General features: G+C 69.4%; 17 protein-coding genes. 9 read left to right on the plus strand and 8 right to left on the minus strand.

Annotated features, from left to right (window positions below):
* Positions 1-17 precede the first annotated feature (17 nt).
* Positions 18-554: a CAP domain-containing protein gene (locus AC1D29_RS16815; protein ID WP_477899414.1), complete on the plus strand. Its 537-nt coding sequence runs from the start codon at positions 18-20 to the stop codon at positions 552-554.
* 79 nt (positions 555-633) lie between these two features.
* Here AC1D29_RS16815 and AC1D29_RS16820 read toward each other — a convergent pair whose 3' ends face one another.
* The 4 genes from AC1D29_RS16820 to AC1D29_RS16835 are packed head-to-tail and all read right to left on the minus strand — an operon-like array spanning position 634 to position 4130.
* Complete coding sequence (locus AC1D29_RS16820; RefSeq protein WP_477899416.1) at positions 634-1287, minus strand: response regulator; 654 nt, start codon at positions 1285-1287, stop codon at positions 634-636.
* Positions 1278-2489, minus strand: coding sequence for a sensor histidine kinase (locus tag AC1D29_RS16825; protein WP_477899418.1), 1212 nt, complete (start codon positions 2487-2489; stop codon positions 1278-1280). Before AC1D29_RS16825 ends, AC1D29_RS16820 begins: the two co-directional genes overlap by 10 nt.
* The gene (gene mnmA, locus AC1D29_RS16830) at positions 2486-3604 is read right to left on the minus strand and encodes a tRNA 2-thiouridine(34) synthase MnmA (protein ID WP_477899420.1); all 1119 of its coding nucleotides are present in this window, start codon (positions 3602-3604) and stop codon (positions 2486-2488) included. The genes AC1D29_RS16825 and mnmA overlap by 4 nt, the downstream gene beginning before the upstream one ends.
* 25 nt (positions 3605-3629) lie before the next feature.
* Positions 3630-4130 carry an NUDIX domain-containing protein gene (locus AC1D29_RS16835; RefSeq protein WP_477899422.1) on the minus strand — a complete coding sequence of 167 codons (501 nt, stop codon included), beginning with the start codon at positions 4128-4130 and terminating at the stop codon, positions 3630-3632.
* 84 nt (positions 4131-4214) lie between these two features.
* Here AC1D29_RS16835 and AC1D29_RS16840 point away from each other — a divergent pair, with 84 nt between their 5' ends.
* From AC1D29_RS16840 to AC1D29_RS16870, 7 genes are all read left to right on the plus strand, one after another.
* Positions 4215-5330 (plus strand): Re/Si-specific NAD(P)(+) transhydrogenase subunit alpha, encoded by a 1116-nt coding sequence (locus AC1D29_RS16840; protein WP_477899424.1) that lies wholly within the window; start codon positions 4215-4217, stop codon positions 5328-5330.
* 2 nt (positions 5331-5332) lie between these two features.
* Complete coding sequence (locus AC1D29_RS16845; protein ID WP_477899426.1) at positions 5333-5650, plus strand: NAD(P) transhydrogenase subunit alpha part 2; 318 nt, start codon at positions 5333-5335, stop codon at positions 5648-5650.
* Positions 5647-7122, plus strand: coding sequence for an NAD(P)(+) transhydrogenase (Re/Si-specific) subunit beta (locus AC1D29_RS16850; RefSeq protein WP_477899428.1), 1476 nt, complete (start codon positions 5647-5649; stop codon positions 7120-7122). Before AC1D29_RS16845 ends, AC1D29_RS16850 begins: the two co-directional genes overlap by 4 nt.
* 94 nt (positions 7123-7216) lie before the next feature.
* The gene (locus AC1D29_RS16855; RefSeq protein WP_477899430.1) at positions 7217-8890 is read left to right on the plus strand and encodes a long-chain-fatty-acid--CoA ligase; all 1674 of its coding nucleotides are present in this window, start codon (positions 7217-7219) and stop codon (positions 8888-8890) included.
* An 81-nt stretch (positions 8891-8971) separates the two neighbouring features.
* Positions 8972-9496, plus strand: a complete 525-nt coding sequence (locus tag AC1D29_RS16860) for a hypothetical protein (RefSeq protein WP_477899431.1) — start codon at positions 8972-8974, stop codon at positions 9494-9496.
* 39 nt (positions 9497-9535) lie between these two features.
* A complete protein-coding gene (locus AC1D29_RS16865) occupies positions 9536-10252 on the plus strand; it encodes a 16S rRNA (uracil(1498)-N(3))-methyltransferase (protein ID WP_477899433.1) in 717 nt (238 codons plus the stop codon).
* On the plus strand, positions 10249-11406 hold the full coding sequence (locus tag AC1D29_RS16870; protein ID WP_477899435.1) for an MFS transporter: 1158 nt from the start codon (positions 10249-10251) through the stop codon (positions 11404-11406). The genes AC1D29_RS16865 and AC1D29_RS16870 overlap by 4 nt, the downstream gene beginning before the upstream one ends.
* Here AC1D29_RS16870 and AC1D29_RS16875 read toward each other — a convergent pair.
* Complete coding sequence (locus AC1D29_RS16875) at positions 11394-11888, minus strand: hypothetical protein (protein ID WP_477899437.1); 495 nt, start codon at positions 11886-11888, stop codon at positions 11394-11396. The two genes, AC1D29_RS16870 and AC1D29_RS16875, sit on opposite strands and share 13 nt — an antisense overlap.
* Complete coding sequence (locus tag AC1D29_RS16880) at positions 11878-13140, minus strand: THUMP domain-containing class I SAM-dependent RNA methyltransferase (RefSeq protein WP_477899439.1); 1263 nt, start codon at positions 13138-13140, stop codon at positions 11878-11880. Before AC1D29_RS16880 ends, AC1D29_RS16875 begins: the two co-directional genes overlap by 11 nt.
* Positions 13141-13198: 58 nt before the next feature.
* Here AC1D29_RS16880 and AC1D29_RS16885 point away from each other — a divergent pair, with 58 nt between their 5' ends.
* Entirely contained in the window at positions 13199-14062 is an 864-nt protein-coding gene (locus AC1D29_RS16885; RefSeq protein WP_477899441.1) for an alpha/beta hydrolase, read from the plus strand.
* A gap of 73 nt (positions 14063-14135) precedes the next feature.
* Here the strand turns inward: AC1D29_RS16885 and AC1D29_RS16890 are convergent, their stop codons facing one another.
* Together AC1D29_RS16890 and AC1D29_RS16895 are read right to left on the minus strand one after the other, a co-directional pair.
* A complete protein-coding gene (locus tag AC1D29_RS16890; protein ID WP_477899443.1) occupies positions 14136-14627 on the minus strand; it encodes a hypothetical protein in 492 nt (163 codons plus the stop codon).
* An 11-nt stretch (positions 14628-14638) separates the two neighbouring features.
* Positions 14639-16141: an RNA polymerase factor sigma-54 gene (locus AC1D29_RS16895; RefSeq protein ID WP_477899445.1), complete on the minus strand. Its 1503-nt coding sequence runs from the start codon at positions 16139-16141 to the stop codon at positions 14639-14641.
* Positions 16142-16213: the final 72 nt, after the last annotated feature.

Below are 16213 nucleotides of genomic sequence, written 5' to 3' on the forward strand. Positions count from 1 at the left end.
GTGACGGCGATGCAGCCATGCTGCGCCGCGGGTCCGGGCTTGGCAAGCCCGGTGCTGGCGGTGCCCGGCTCTGCGCACTCGCTCTGGCGGCGCTGCCGCTGGCGGCCTGGTGCCTGCCGGCGGCCGCGGACTGCCAGCCCGAGCGCGCTGCCGCGGTGGCGGCCTTGAACGCGTTGCGGGAGCGGCCGCAGCAATGCGGCGAGCGGCTCTGGCCGGCCGTGCCGGCGCTGCGCTGGCAGGCGGCGCTGGCCGATTCGGCACGGCGTTATGCGCTGGAACTGTCGGCGCGCGACCGTCTGGACCATGTCGGCGCCGGCGGCGCGACGCTGCGCACGCGGCTGCGTGAAGCCGGCTATGTCATGCGCGTGGCGGGCGAGAACCTGGCGGGTGGCCCCGAGGTGCTGGACGAGGCGCTGGCGCAGTGGCTGGCCAGCCCGGCGCATTGCGAAAACCTGATGGTGGCCGACTTCCAGGAATTCGGCCTGGCCTGCGTCGCCGGCCCCGGCCGGTTGCAGCGTTACTGGGTGCTGCAGCTCGCGGCGCCGGCGAAATGAAGCCCCTCATCCAAGGCGTACCTGGGCCAGGTCCCCGAAGGACGCGAGCCGGCTTAGGAGCGGCCCGGCGCTCGGCGCTCTAAATCCAGCCCAGATCGATCGCCCTGAGCACCGCCTGCGTGCGGTCGCGCACGCCCATCTTGGAGAAGATGGCCGAGCAGTGGTTCTTGATGACGCCTTCGCTGTTGCCCAGCAGGCCGGCAATCTCGGTGTTGCTGCGGCCGCTGGCGACCAGGCGCAGCACCTGCAGCTCCTTGGGGGACAGCGGGTCGGGATGGTCGGCCGCCGTGAAGGCGCGCTCGCCGCCGCGGGTTTCCATGCGCGTGGTCAGCGAGGGGCGCAGCGCGGTGCCGCCGGCGTGCACGTCGCGCAGCGCCTGCAGCAGCGTGTCGGGGCTGATGGCCTTCAGCAGGAAGCCCTTGGCGCCAGCGCGCGCGGCCTCGTCGAAGGCGGCGGTGTCGTCGAAGGTGGTCAGCAGCAGCACCGGCAGGCGCAGCGCGCGGGCGGCCAGTGCGCGGATCAGGCCCACGCCGTCCAGCCGCGGCATGCGCATGTCGGACAGGATCACATCGGGCATGTCCTCGGCCGCGGCGGCGGACAGCCATTCCAGCGCCTCGGCGCCGTCGCTGGCCTCGCCGACGACCTTCAGCTCGTCGTGCAGCGCGAGCAAGCCCTTCAAGCCCTCGCGCACCAGTTGCTGGTCTTCGACCAGCAGGATCTTGATCACACCCATCGCGGACATCTCAGCTCGATTCGAAACCCAGGGCTCGTGCGCGTCACGCGCATCTGCCCGCCCAGCTCGGTCATGCGTTCGGCCATGCCCGAGAGCCCATTGCCGGCGCGGCCTTCATGCCAGTTTGGCGCGCCATGCCCATCATCGTCGATGCTGACGGCGATCTCATCCCCATCACCCCGCAGTTCCACCTGCACGCGCCGCGCGCCGGCGTGGCGCACGCTGTTGGTCACGCCCTCCTGCACGCAGCGCAGCAGCGCATGCGCGGCGCGGGGGCCCAGGTCGCGCGCGGCTTCGTCCAGGGCCAGCTCGATGCGCGTACTGGCGATGCCCTCGGCCAGCGCCTGCAGCGCGGCGGACAGGTCGATGCGCTGCGAGCTGCGCTGCTGCGACACGGATTCGCGCACGTCCGCCAGCAGCTGCGCCGCCACACCCTGGGCGCGGCCCAGCGCCTGGCCCGCGCCGGGCGTGTCCGCGCGCGCCAGCAGCGCGCCGCCCAGCTGCAACTGCAGGTTCAGCGCCGTCAGGTGGTGGCCCATCAGGTCGTGCAGCTCGCGGGCGATCTGCATGCGCTCGCTGTAGCGCATCTGCTCGGCCAGCAGGTGTTCGCCGGACATCTGCTCGGCCAGCACGGCCTGCAGCCAGCGGCGCTTCTCGCCCTCGGCGGCGGCCATGCGCCCCAGGCCGAAGGCCAGGCCGTGCAAGGCCAGCATGGACGACAGCATGCCGAACTGGTCCAGCCAGGCGGTTGTCGACACGTAGACGTAGATGCCGGTGTTCAGCAGCACCTGCGCGAACGCAAAGCCCAGCGCCAGCCGCGCCGGCAGCACGACGGCGGCCAGCGCCGTGACGAGGAAGGGCAGGCCCGGCGTGACGCCGAAGGCCAGCAGATCCACGAGCAGCAGCCAGGCCAGGCGCAGGTTCACCGGCACGGCCGTCTGGCCCTGGCGCGCCAGCCGGAAGATCAGCGCGACGAAGGCCAGCAGCAGCAGCACGCAGACGACCACCAGGCCGCGGTCGTTCACGTCGCCGCCCAGCTGGCGCCAGACCCAGGCCGCCAGGCCGTCGTAAGGCTCGGTGCGCGCGCCCAGCAGCGCCGCGCCGGCGCTGACCAGCTCCATCGCGCAGAAGGCCAGCGCCGCGAGGCGCAGCACGACGCTGGGCTCGGCCAGCCGCGCGAGCAACCGGTCGAATCGGGTCATTCGGCGATGGCTTGCGCGATGACGCCGCCACCCAGGCAGACCTCGCCGTCATAGACCACCGCGCTCTGGCCGGGCGTGACGGCCCATTGCGGGTCGGGGAAGCGCAGCGTCAGGTGCCCGCCCGCATCGAAGCCGACGCTGCAGGGGGCATCCGCCTGGCGGTAACGCGTCTTGGCCGCGGCCGCGCTGGTGGTGGGGGCGCGGCCGGCGATCCAGCTCAGGTCGTCGGCCACCAGGGCCGGGCTTTGCAGCAACGGGTGGTCGTGGCCTTGCACGACGATGAGCGTGTTGCTGGGGATGTCCTTGGCCGCGACGAACCAAGGCTCGTGCTCGCCACCGCCGCGCGGGCTGCCCTTCTCCCTGACGCCGCCGATGCCCAGGCCCTGGCGCTGGCCCAGCGTGTAGAACGACAGGCCCACGTGCTCGCCCAGCTTGCGGCCGCGCTCGTCCTTGATCGGCCCCGGCTGGTGCGACAGATACTTGTTCAGGAACTCGCGGAAGGGCCGCTCGCCGATGAAGCAGATGCCGGTCGAGTCCTTCTTCTTCGCGTTCGGCAGCGCGATCTCGGCGGCGATGCGGCGCACCTCGGTCTTGGGCAGGTCACCGACTGGGAACATGGACTTGCTCAGCTGGGCCTGCGTCAGGCGGTGCAGGAAATAGCTCTGGTCCTTCAGCGGGTCCAGACCCTTGAGCAGCTGGAACTCGCCATTCAATTCCCGGACCCGGGCGTAATGGCCCGTCGCTATCTTCTCGGCGCCCAGCCGCATCGCATGGTCGAGAAACGCCTTGAACTTGATCTCGGCGTTGCACAGCACGTCGGGGTTGGGCGTGCGGCCGGCCTGGTATTCGCGCAAAAAGCTCTCGAACACGCGGTCCTTGTACTCGGCCGCGAAGTTGACGTGCTCGATCTCTATGCCCAGCACGTCGGCGACGGACGCGGCGTCCAGGAAGTCCTGGCGCGTCGAGCAGTACTTGTCGTCGTCATCGTCTTCCCAGTTCTTCATGAAGATGCCGATGACCTCGTGGCCCTGTGCTTTGAGCAGGTGGGCCGTCACGGCCGAGTCCACGCCGCCGGACAGGCCGACGACGACGCGATGTTTCTTGGCGGAACTCATGTTCCGGATTGTCCCGCAGGGGGCATCAGGCCTGCTTGACCCAGGGCTGATGCAGCGAGGTGTGCGCGAACACGGCGTCCAGCGGCAGCCGCCGCCCGGCCGCATGGTCGCGCACGCACTGCAGCACCAGCGGGCTGCGGTGGCGCTCGGCGCAGGCCGCCAGTTCGGCCTCGCTCATCCACAGCGTGCGGTGGATGCCGCGGTCCAGCGTGCGGCCGGCGACCTCCTCGCCCACCGAACCGCTGAAGGCCAGCCGAACATAGGTGACATCCTCTAATCGCGCCGGCCGCACGAAACGGGCCAGGTAGACACCCAGGAAAGTCTCGGGCACGAAGGCCCGCGCGGTCTCCTCCAGCGCCTCGCGCACGACGGCCGCGATGGGACTTTCGCCCAGCTCCAGATGGCCCGCCGGGTTGTTCAGCATCAGGCCTTCGGGCGTTTCTTCCTCGACCAGCAGGTAGCGGCCGTCGCGTGCAATCACCGCAGCGACAGTGACGCTGGGTCGAAACCTATCTGTGGCGGCCATGCTTCCTCCAATCGAAATCCCGCACGGGACAAGCGCAAGCATTGTGTAAGCTGCCGCGCACCCCTGTCCCCCGGAGGAGATTCCATGCAGATCGGCGTCCCGCGTGAACGCGCGGCCGGAGAGACCCGTGTGGCGGTCACGCCCGAAACGGCCAAGAAATTGAAGGCCGCCGGCCATGCGCTGCGCATCGAAGCGGGCGCCGGCGTCGCAGCCAGCGTGACCGATGCGGCCTATGAGGCGGTCGGCTGCGAGATCGTCGACCAGGCCACGGCCCTCGGCAGCGAGCTGGTGCTGAAGGTGCGCGCACCCGGTGCCGACGAGCTGCCGCTGATGAAGCCCGGCACGGCGCTGGTCGGCATGCTCAACCCCTTCGACCGCGACGGCCTCGCGGCGATGGCCGGCGCGGGGCTGACCAGCTTCGCGCTCGAAGCCGCGCCACGCACGACGCGGGCGCAGAGCATGGATGTGTTGTCCAGTCAGGCCAACATCGCCGGCTACAAGGCCGTCATGATCGCGGCCGACAAATACCAGCGCTTCTTCCCGATGCTGATGACCGCGGCCGGCACCGTGAAGGCCGCGCGCGTCGTCATCCTGGGCGTCGGCGTCGCGGGCCTGCAGGCCATCGCCACGGCCAAGCGGCTTGGCGCCGTCATCGAGGCCAGCGACGTGCGGCCGTCGGTGAAGGAGCAGGTCGAGTCGCTGGGCGGCAAGTTCATCGACGTGCCCTATGAGACCGCCGAGGAGAAGGAAGCGGCTGAGGGCGTGGGCGGCTATGCCCGGCCCATGCCGCAGAGCTGGCTGGACCGCCAGAAGGCTGAGGTCGCCAAGCGCGTTGCCGCGGCCGACATCGTCATCACGACGGCGCTGATCCCCGGCCGCGCGGCGCCGGTGCTGGTCACCGAAGAGATGGTCAAGGCGATGAAGCCGGGCTCGGTGCTCGTCGACATCGCCGCACCGGCGGGAGGCAACTGCCCACTGACGGAGGCCGGCAAGACGGTCACCAAGCACGGCGTCGTCATCGTCGGCGAGACCAACCTGCCGGCGCTGGTCGCGGCCGATGCGTCCGCGCTGTACGCGCGCAACGTGCTGGACTTCCTGAAGCTCGTCATCACCAAGGAGGGCACGTTCAACGTGCCGCTGGATGACGACATCGTCGCGGCCTGCCGCGTCACCCAAGACGGTCAAGTGACCCGGAGCTGAGCATGGAAGTCGTCGACCACACCATCATCAACCTGATCATCTTCGTGCTGGCCATCTACGTGGGCTACCACGTCGTCTGGACGGTGACGCCCGCGCTGCACACGCCGCTGATGGCCGTCACCAATGCGATCTCGGCCATCGTCATCGTCGGCGCCATGATGGCCGCGGCACTGACCGAGACCAACTTCGCGAAAGCGATGGGCGTGCTGGCCGTGGCGCTGGCCGCGGTCAACATCTTCGGCGGCTTCCTCGTCACGCGGCGAATGCTGGAGATGTTCAAGAAGAAGGACAAGAAGGTTGTGACGGAGGCCAAGCCATGAGCCTCAATCTCGTCACGCTGCTCTACCTGATCGCGAGCATCTGCTTCATCCAGGCGCTGAAGGGCTTGTCGCACCCGACGACCTCCATCCGCGGCAACCTTTTCGGCATGGCCGGCATGACCATCGCCGTGCTGACGACAGGGGCCCTCATCGTCAAGCTGGCCGGCCACGGCATGGGCCTGGCGTGGGTGCTGCTGGGCCTGGTCGTCGGCGGCGGCTACGGTGCCTGGCGGGCCAAGACGGTCGAGATGACCAAGATGCCTGAACTGGTCGCTTTCTTCCACAGCATGATCGGCCTGGCGGCCGTGGCCATCGCGGTCGCAGCCGTCGCGGAGCCGGCGGCCTTCGGCATCACGCCGGCCATGGATGCGGCCCTGGCCGCCATCCCGCCGGAGGACGGCGTGGCCGCGCGCACGCTGGCGCCCATCCCAGGCGGCAACCGCATCGAGCTGGCCTTGGGGGCCTTCATCGGCGCCATCACGTTCACCGGCTCCGTCATCGCCTGGGGCAAGCTGTCGGGCGGCAGCAAGTTCCGGCTGTTCCAGGGCGCACCGGTGGTGTTCAAGGGCCAGCATGCGCTGAACGCGGTGCTGGGCCTGGCGGCGGTCTTCTTCGTGTTCGGCTTCTGGCATTCGCAGTCGGCGCTGGACTTCGGTCTCATCGTGCTGCTGGGCCTGCTGCTGGGCGTGCTGCTCATCATCCCCATCGGCGGCGCAGACATGCCGGTCGTCGTGTCCATGCTGAACAGCTACTCCGGCTGGGCCGCGGCGGGCATCGGCTTCTCGCTGAACAACAGCATGCTGATCATTTCCGGTTCGCTGGTGGGCAGCTCGGGCGCGATCCTGAGCTACATCATGTGCAAGGCGATGAACCGCTCGTTCTTCAACGTGATCCTGGGCGGCTTCGGCGGCGAGGCCGGCACGGCCGCGGCGGGTGACGGCAAGGCACGTCCGGTCAAGAGCGGCAGCGCCGACGACGCGGCCTTCGTGCTGGGCAATGCCGAGAGCGTCGTCATCGTGCCGGGCTACGGCCTGGCCGTGGCGCGCGCCCAGCATGCGGTGAAGGAACTGGCGGCCAAGCTCATTGAGAAAGGCATCACGGTCAAGTACGCCATCCACCCGGTGGCCGGCCGCATGCCGGGCCACATGAACGTGCTGCTGGCCGAGGCCGAGGTGCCCTACGACCAGGTCTTCGAGATGGAAGACATCAACGGCGAGTTCGGCCAGGTCGACGTGGCCATCATCCTGGGCGCCAACGACGTCGTGAACCCGGCCGCGCACGTGAAGGGCAGCGCCATCTACGGCATGCCCATCCTCGAGGCCTACAAGGCCAAGACCATCATCGTCAACAAGCGCTCGATGGCGGCCGGCTATGCGGGGCTGGACAACGAACTCTTCTACATGGACAAGACCATGATGGTCTTCGGCGACGCCAAGAAGGTCGTCGAGGACATGCTGAAGGCGGTCGAGTGACCGGGCGCGGCCCCTAGGCCGCGCTATCGAATCCCCTGATCGGCCCGCTGTCAGCCTTCGGTCAGAATCCAAACCATAAAGAAGGAGACAAGGCATGGAGCCGATCTGGCTGAAGCAATACCCGGCCGAGGTGCCGCGCGACATCAACCTGTCGCTCTATCCCAGCCTCGTCGATCTGCTCGACACCTCGTTCAAGAAGAACGCCGGCAAGCCCGCCTATTTGATGATGGGCAAGAGCGTCAGCTTCGCGCAGGTGGACGAGGCCTCGCGCGCGTTCGCCGCCTATCTGCAGAGCCTGGGCCTGGAGAAGGGTGACCGCGTCGCGCTGATGATGCCCAACCTGTTCCAGTATCCGGTGGCGGTGGCTGCCGTGCTACGGGCGGGTTATGTGGTCGTCAACGTGAACCCGCTGTACACGCCGCGCGAGCTGGAGCACCAGCTCAAGGACTCCGGCGCCAAGGCCATCGTCATCATCGAGAACTTCGCCTCGGTGCTGCAGCAGGTCATCAAGAACGTGCCGACCAAGCACGTCATCCTGGCCGCGATGGGCGACATGCTGGGCTTTGCCAAGGGCATGATCGTCAACTACGTCGTGCGCAAGGTGAAGAAGATGGTGCCGGCCTTCGACCTGCCCGGTGCCGTCAAGTTCAACGACGCCGTCGCCAAGGGCCGCGGCCTGAGCTACAAGGCGCCCAAGCTGGGCCCGGACGACATTGCCGTGCTGCAGTACACCGGCGGTACGACCGGCGTGTCCAAGGGTGCCGTGCTGCTGCACCGCAACCTGGTCGCCAACATCCTGCAGAGCGAGGCCTGGTACCAGCCCGCGCTCAAGAAGATCCCCAAGGGCGAGCAGGTCGTCACCATCTGCGCGCTGCCGCTGTATCACATCTTCGGTTTCAACACGAACATGATGCTGTCCATGCACATGGGCGGCGCCAACGTGTTGATCCCGAATCCGCGCGACCTGCCGGGCATGTTCAAGGAGCTCAGCGCACACCGCTTCCACAGCTTCCCGGCCGTCAACACGCTGTTCATGGCCATGGCCAACCACCCCGAGTTCGGCTCGGTGGACTGGAGCAAGCTGGTCATTTCGGTGGGCGGCGGCATGGCCGTGCAGCAGGCCACGGCCAAGCTGTGGCTGGAGAAGACCGGCTGCCCCATCGTCGAGGGCTACGGCCTGTCCGAGACCTCGCCATCGGCCAGCTGCAACCCCACCGACAGCACGGCCTACAGCGGCACCATCGGCCTGCCCATGCCGCTGACCGAGCTGCAGCTGCTGGACGACGACGGCAACGAAGTGCCCATGGGCCAGCCCGGCGAGATCGCCATCCGCGGCCCGCAGGTCATGGCCGGCTACTGGCAGCGCCCCGACGAGACGGCCAAGGTCATGACGGCCGACGGCTACTTCCGCACGGGCGACATCGGCACCGTCGATGAGCGCGGTTATTTCAAGATCGTCGACCGCAAGAAGGACATGATCCTGGTCAGCGGTTTCAATGTGTATCCGAACGAGGTCGAGGACGTCCTCACGCAGATGCCCGGTGTGCTGGAATGCGCGGCCGTCGGCGTGCCGGACGCCAAGGCCGGCGAGGCCGTGAAGGTCGTCATCGTGAAGAAAGACCCGAATATCAGCGAGGCTGATGTGCGGGCCTATTGCGAAGCCAACCTGACCGGCTACAAACGTCCCAAGATCGTCGAGTTCCGTACCGAGCTGCCGAAGACACCCGTGGGCAAGATCCTGCGCCGGGAGTTGCGGGACAAGAGCTGATCGCTCATTGATCGCGTTTCTCCGATGAGATCGTGGACGGTGACCCCGTCCACGGTGAGGCCCCCCAACGTGCTTGACCTGTTGCATTCCAAGACCGACGCTGGTCGCGCTGAAATCCGCGCGCGTGCCCTGCCGTTGTCGCGTGCCGCGCGCAATCTGCTGCTGGTGCTGGACGCCAGCAAGCCGGCGGGCGAGTGGCTGCGCCTGGTTGCCGGCGCGACCGAGGCCGACCTGGAGGCGCTGCGCCAGCAAGGCCTCATCGCGCCGCAGAACGCGGCAGGCCAGGCGCTGCCGCCTCAACCCGCCGCTGCACCTGCAGCGGCGCCGGCCGCACCCGCGCCGCCCGCTGCGGCGGCGTCTGCCGGCGCCGCGCCCGTCGCCAGCGGTTCGCCGCTGCTGGACCGTGCGGCCCTGTACACCTATCTGAGCGGCGAGGCGACCAAGCTGCTGGGCCCCTTCAAGGGCTATGCCTTTGCGCTGGAGGTCGAGCGGGCCGACAGCCTGTCGGCGCTCCAGGCGCTGGCGCTGCAGCTCGTCGAGCGTGTGCAGAAGGCCAAGGGCGAAGCCGCCGCGGCCGCCGTGCGCGAGGCGCTGGGCCTGCGCTGATCGTCGACACTGGCGGACCCGCCGCCACCGTCCACCGCCTTGCCCCGCTTCTTCGTCGATCAACCCCTCGCCGCCACCGACGGCGATGTCGCACTGCCGCCGGGCGCCGCCCGCCATGTGCAGGTGCTGCGCCTGCAGCCTGGTGACGCGCTGACCCTGTTCGACGGCAGCGGCCCCGAGTGGCAGGCCGAAGTCACCGCCATGGGCCGCAGCGAGGTGCGCGTGCGGCTGATCCGCGCCGAACAGGCGCATCGGGAACTGGGCCGGGCGATCACGCTGGCCGTCGTCATGCCGGCCAACGATCGGATGGACTTCCTCGTCGAGAAAGCCACCGAACTGGGCGCCGCGGCGCTGCAGCCGCTGGTGTCCGAGCGCTCGGTGCTGCGCCTCGCCGGCGAGCGTGCCGACAAGAAGCGCGCCCACTGGCAGGGCGTGGCCATCGCCGCGGCCGAACAGAGCGGTCGCACGGTGCCGACGCGCATCGAGCCGGTGATGTCGCTGACCGCCTGGCTGGCGTCGCTGGCAGAGCCGGCCGACGAATGGCGCGGCCTGCTGAGCCCGCGTGCCGCCGCGCCATTGGTGGCCTTCCCGCAGCAGCGCGCGCTCTTCCTCAGCGGCCCCGAGGGTGGCCTGAGCGACGCCGAGGAGGAGGCGGCGCGCGCCCGTGGTTTCTCGGCCGTCAGCCTGGGCCCGCGCATCCTGCGCGCGGACACGGCGCCGCTGGCCGTGCTGTCCTGGCTGGCCCTGACCGCATGAACCGCAAGCTCGCGCTGCTGGTGCTGGCCCAGGGCCTGTTCCTGACCAACAACATCTGCTTCATGGCCATCAACGGCCTGGTGGGCCTGGCGCTGGCGCCGCGGCCGTGGATGGCGACGCTGCCCATCTGCGCCTACGTGACCGGCGGCGCGTTGATGGCCCGCATGGTGGGCCGCCACCAGCTGCGCTTTGGCCGCCGCCGTGCCTTCCAGATCGGCCTGGGCGTTGCCTTCGCGAGCTGCGCGGTGTCGCTGTGGAGCGTGCTGCATCAGCAGTTCTGGGGCGTCGTCCTGGCGACGCTGGTGGCCGGCTACTACACGGCCAACGCGGCGCTGTATCGCTTCGCGGCGACCGAGCTGGTCGCGCCCGACAAGCGCGAGGCCGCGATCTCCTGGGTACTGGCCGGCGGCTGCCTGGGCGCCTTCCTCGGCCCGTGGCTGGCCGGCGCCAGCAAGGACTTGCTGATCGCGCCCTTTGCCGGCGCCTACCTGCTGCTGATGGGCGTCGCGCTGGTCGGCCTGGTGGTGATCTCGCTGATCGCCTTCCCGCCGCTTGTGCAGCCCGCGCCCGGCGCCGGTGGGCGCGACAGCGCCGAGCTGGTGCGCCAGCCGGTCTTCCTGGTTGCGCTGGCAGCGAGTGCGCTCGGTTACGGCGTCATGAACCTGCTGATGGCCGCCACGCCGATCGCGATGGGCCAGTGCGGCCTGCCGTTCTCGGACGCCGGCATGGTGCTGCAGTGGCATGTGCTGGGCATGTTCGTGCCCAGCTTCTTCACGGGCTCGCTGATCAAGCGCGTGGGCGTGCAGCCCGTCATGTGGGTCGGCGTGTTGCTCAATCTGGGTTGCGTCGCGTTCGCGCTGTCGGGCCAGGACCGCGCCCATTTCCTCGGCGCGCTGCTGTTGCTGGGCGTGGGCTGGAACTTCCTGTACATCGGCGGCACGACGCTGTTCACGCAGGCCTACCGCCCCGAGGAGAAGACGCGCGCGCAAGGCCTGCTGGACACCGGCATCTACGCGACGATGACGCTGACCTCGTTCTCGTCCGGCGCGCTGGTGACGACCGGCGGCTGGCAGTGGATGAACTGGGCCAGCCTGGTGCCCATCGCGCTGTGCGCGGCCGCGTTGGCCGGGCTGGCTGTCTATCAGCGCCGTTGAAGGTATTCGGCGGCCATCTGCGCGGCCAGCAGTTCGGGCTTCAGGCGCAGCAGCGCCGCCGACGGTACGTCGCGCTGCGTGACGAACTGCGGCGCGCCGATGCGCAGGCCCACGACGCTGCCAGCGTCGCCAAGCTGCGGCAGCAGCGGGTAGACGCGCAGGCGCAGCACCAGCGTGTCAGCCTCGGCAAACACGGCCGTCTCCACCAGCGTGCGGCAGCCCAGCTTGTCGGCCTGCGCCAGCAGCGCGCGGCCGGCAGCCTGCGGATCGATCTGCTGGCTGGAGGCCGTCGTCGGATGCACATGGCGGCCGTCGGCTTCCAGCGCGCCGGCCACGGCGCTGTTGAAGCGGCCGTTCAGTTCGTCCCAGTTCGGGCCGCCCAGCAGCGTCGCGTTGCGGCCCTGGCCGAACACCAGCGTGCAGTCCGCCTGCGCCAGGCCGGCGACCAGCGCCAGCGCGACGCCGATCAGCTCACGCCGCATCGCTCTCGGGTTTGCGCGCCGAGCCCTTGACGAGGTCGAAGCGGAACAGCCGGCATTCGATGGGGCCGTTCCACATCGGCACGCGGCGCGATTCCTTCAGCCGCATCTTGCTGGGCAGCTTCATGTCGGGGCTGAGCATCCAGGCGGTCCAGCCGGCCGGGTTGCCGGTGTACTGGCGCTTCCAGTGCGCGGCCAGCCGGGGGAAGAAGTCGTCGCCGGCGTCCAGTTCCTCGGAGCCGCGCGCGTCGCGCGACATGGCCGCCTTGCCGCGCACCTCGATGCGCTCGCCATACGGCGGGTTCATCAGGATGCTGCCGGCCATGCCTTCGGGCAGCTGCGGTGCGGGCCGCTCCAGCGCGTCGCCGCCGTTGAACTGGATGTAGGCGGCGACGCCCGCCCGCTCGGCATTGCGGCGCGCGAAGTCGACCATGCGGAAGGCCACGTCGCTGGCGTAGATGGGCACGGCTGGCGCGTGGATGCGCGCGCGGGCGGCCTGCGTCAGCGCGGCCCAGGCAGTCTTCATCGCCGGCGTCGAGAACGGGATCTGGCGCTCGAAGGCAAAGCGGCGTGTCAGGCCCGGAGCCGCGTCGCAGGCGATCAGCGCAGCCTCGATGGGGATGGTGCCGGAGCCGCAGCAGGGGTCGTGCAGCGCCGATTCGCCGCGCCAGCCGGCGGCGGCCAGCATCGCGGCGGCCAGCGTCTCCTTCAGCGGCGCATCACCCTTGTCGACGCGCCAGCCGCGCTTGAACAGCGGCTCGCCGGAGGTGTCCACATACAGCGCCGCGCGCTCGGGGCCCACGTGCAGCAGCACCGGCAGGTCGGGCGACTGCGTGTCCACGCTGGGGCGCTCGCCGGTGGCCTCGCGCAGTTGGTCGCAGATGGCGTCCTTGATGCGCAGCGTCGTGAAGTTCAGGCTCTTCAGCGGCGAGCGCTGGGCGATGGTGTCGATGCGGATGGTCTCGCGCGGCGTGATCCAGTCGCGCCAGTCGACGCGCCGGGCCAGCGCGTAGAGGTCGTCCTCGTGCCGGTAGGGGCCTTCGATCAGCTCGACGAGCACGCGCTGGGCGAGCCGGCTCTCCAGGTTGATCTGCATCGCGTCTTCCAGGCTGCCGACCACGCCGCAGCCGCCGCGCAGCGGCTCGACCTTGCTGCGCACGCCGGGCGGCAGGAAGCGTTTCAGCTCCTCCTCCAGCAGCGGCTCTACGCCGCCGGCGCAGGACACAAAGAGGGAAAGTTTGTTGGGCAGGCTCACGGGCCGCATTGTCGCCGGCCTCTAAACTGACAACGTTGCCATCAGCGTGCGCCGTGCCATGAAGCGATTCGTCCTGATCCTGAGCTTGATACTGAGCCCCATGACGCATGCCGACACGCCGGCGGCCTATCCGCCCCACAGTATCCCCAACACGCAGTTGCGGGCCCTGCCCAAGACCGCCGACGGCCGCAGCTACCAGCTGCACGTCCACCTGCCGGCCTCGTTCGCCAAGGAGCCCAAGCGCCGCTACCCGGTGCTCTACGTGACCGATGGCTACTGGGACTTCGCGACCGTCGTCGCTTCCTACAACAACATGGTCTACGACCAGGTGCTGCCGGAGTTCATCATCGTGGGCCTGGGCTACGCGGGCGACAACCTGGACTACGGGGAGCTGCGAGGCTGGGAACTGTCGCCCGTGAGCATGCCCCGGCAGGCCGGCAGCACGGGCCACGCGGACAAGTTCCTCGCCGCCATCGAGCGCGACATCATCCCCTTCATGGAGCGCGAGTACCGCGCCGACCCGGCCCACCGTGTGCTGGCGGGCAGCTCGCTGGGCGGCCTGTTCGCGCTGTACGCGATGTACAGCAAGCCCGCGCTGTTCGAGGGCTACATCGCCGCCAGCCCGGCGGTGGTCGTCGGCGGCGACTGGATCATCGGCCAGGCCAAGGCCTATGCCGCAACGGGCAAGCCCATCAAGGCGCGGCTCTACGTGACCGGCGCGGAGTACGAGTGGCCCGGCTTCCTGGCCGGCATCAAGCGCTACCAGGCACTGCTGCCGGAGCTGAAGCACCCGGGGCTGGTGTTCCAGAACCGCACCATCGACGGCGAGCGCCACGCCGGCACCAAGGCCGAGAGCTACACGCGGGGCATGCGCTTCGTGTTCGAGCCGCTGGCGCCGCAGACGGGGCCGTCCAAGGATTGAGGGCCGTGCCTCAGGTGCTGTGCAGTGAAGGCCGTTGCGCAGCGCATTTCACCGCCGCCCCAGGCCGTCGCGATCAGCGCACCCGGGTCACCCGCATCTGAAAGCCGATGCCCTCGATCTCCAGATAGAAGGCGCCCAGCATGCCGCGGTGCACCGTGACCTTGGGGTCCAGCAGGTCGTAGTCGGCGCTGCTGCCGTCGGCGATGCGCCAGACCTGGCCGTTCTCGAACGACAACTGGGTGTTGGGCCCCCAGCCGCGGAACTTGCCGCGGATGCGGCTCTCGATCTGCTTCAGCTCCGGTGTGCCGGCAACGGGCTTCACGGATTCCTGGCCGAACCTGGCCACGGGGTCGACGACAACCGGTGCAGCCGCCATCGGTGCGGGCGCAGCGACCGCAGCCGTCGGCTCGGCAGGCAACTGCAGCGCGTCGTAGCAGCCCAGGCGGCGGGCCGGGTCGGTCATCTGGCGGCAGGCCTTGACGTCGCCCGCCAGGTTCTGTGCGTGGACGGCGCCGGCGCCCAGCAGGGCGGCGACGGCAGTGATCAGGATGAGGCCTCTGGGCATGAATGGAACTCCTACAGCGCCTTGCGCAGATTCGCCGGCGCGATCTTCATCGCTTCGCGGTACTTGGCCACCGTGCGCCGCGCGCACTGGATGCCTTGCTCTTCCAGCATGCCCGCCAGCGCGCTGTCGGACAGCGGCTTCTTGATGTCCTCCGCGGCGACGAACTGCTTGATCAGCGCGCGCACCGCCGTGCTGGACGCCTCGCCGCCGGCCTCGGTGGACAAGCCCGAGCCGAAGAAATACTTCAGCTCGAAGGTGCCCCAGCTGGTGGCCATGTACTTGGCCGTCGTCACGCGCGAGATGGTGGACTCGTGCAGGCCCAGCTCGTCGGCGATCTCGCGCAGCACCAGCGGCTTCATGGCCAGCTCGCCATGCGTGAAGAAGCCGCGCTGGCGCTCCACGATGGCCTGGCTGACGCGCAGGATGGTGTCGAAGCGCTGCTGGATGTTCTTGATGAACCAGCGCGCCTCCTGCAGCTGGCCGCCCAGCGGCGAGTTGCTGATGCCGCCGCGCGTGGCGCGCAGTGCGTTCGCGTACAGCTCGTTGATGCGCAGCTTGGGCGCCACCTCGGGGTTGAGCATGACGCGCAGCTCGCGGCCCACCTTGCGCACGATGACGTCGGGGATGATGGCCGCGGCCGCGCCGGCGGCGAAGCGGCGGCCGGGCTTGGGTTCCAGCTGGGTGATCAGCCCCTGCGCTTCGCGCAGCAGCGTTTCGTCGGCGCCGGTCTCGGCCATCAGGCGGCGCATGTCGCGGCGCGCCAGCAGCTCCAAATGACTCTTGCAGATCAGGATGGCGATGACCTGGGCGGGGCACTTGGCGCAGGCGCGCAGCTGCAGCACCAGGCATTCGGACAGGTCGCGCGCGGCGATGCCGGCCGGCTCCAGGCTCTGCAGCAGGCGCAGCGCGATGCGCAGCGCGTCCAGCACCTCCTCGCGGCTTTCGGCGTCGTCGGACAGCGCGGCGGCGATCTCTTCCAGCGGGTCTTCGAGGTAGCCGTCCTCGTTCAGCGACTCGATGAGGACGCGCACCGCCGCGCGGTCCTCGGGCGACAGGCTCAGGCCCGCGAGCTGTTGCGTCAGGTGCTCGGCCAGCGTTGTCTCGGCGGACTCCTGGCTTTCGCGCTCGCCGTCGTCGTCGCTGCCGGCGCCGGCGTTGCTGGGCAGCTCGCGGATGCCGTCGAAGTCGTCGCGCTCGGTGCCGTTCTCCCAGTCCTCGCGCTCCGTGCCGCCGAACTCCTCGGCGTTCAGCTCGGGCGCCTCGGCGACCTCGCCGCTGCTGTCGGACTCACCCGCCGAGGCCTCCGTGCCGGTTTCGGCCGGCGCGTTCGTCGCCAGCTCGGGCGTGCTGACGGTGAATTCCTCTTCGGTCTCCAGCAGCGGGTTGGTGGCCAGCATCTGCTCGACCTCCTGGTGTAGCTCCAGCGTCGACAACTGCAGCAGGCGGATGGATTGCTGCAGCTGGGGCGTCAGCGCCAGATGCTGGCTGAGGCGGACCTGGAGCGTTTGCTTCATGGCGCAATGCCACAGCGTGCGGCCTGCGGGCCGAGCGCCGGGCCGCTCCCAAGCCGGCCCGCGCTGGCGATG

It is taken from the genome of Roseateles sp. P1_C6, assembly GCF_056406315.1.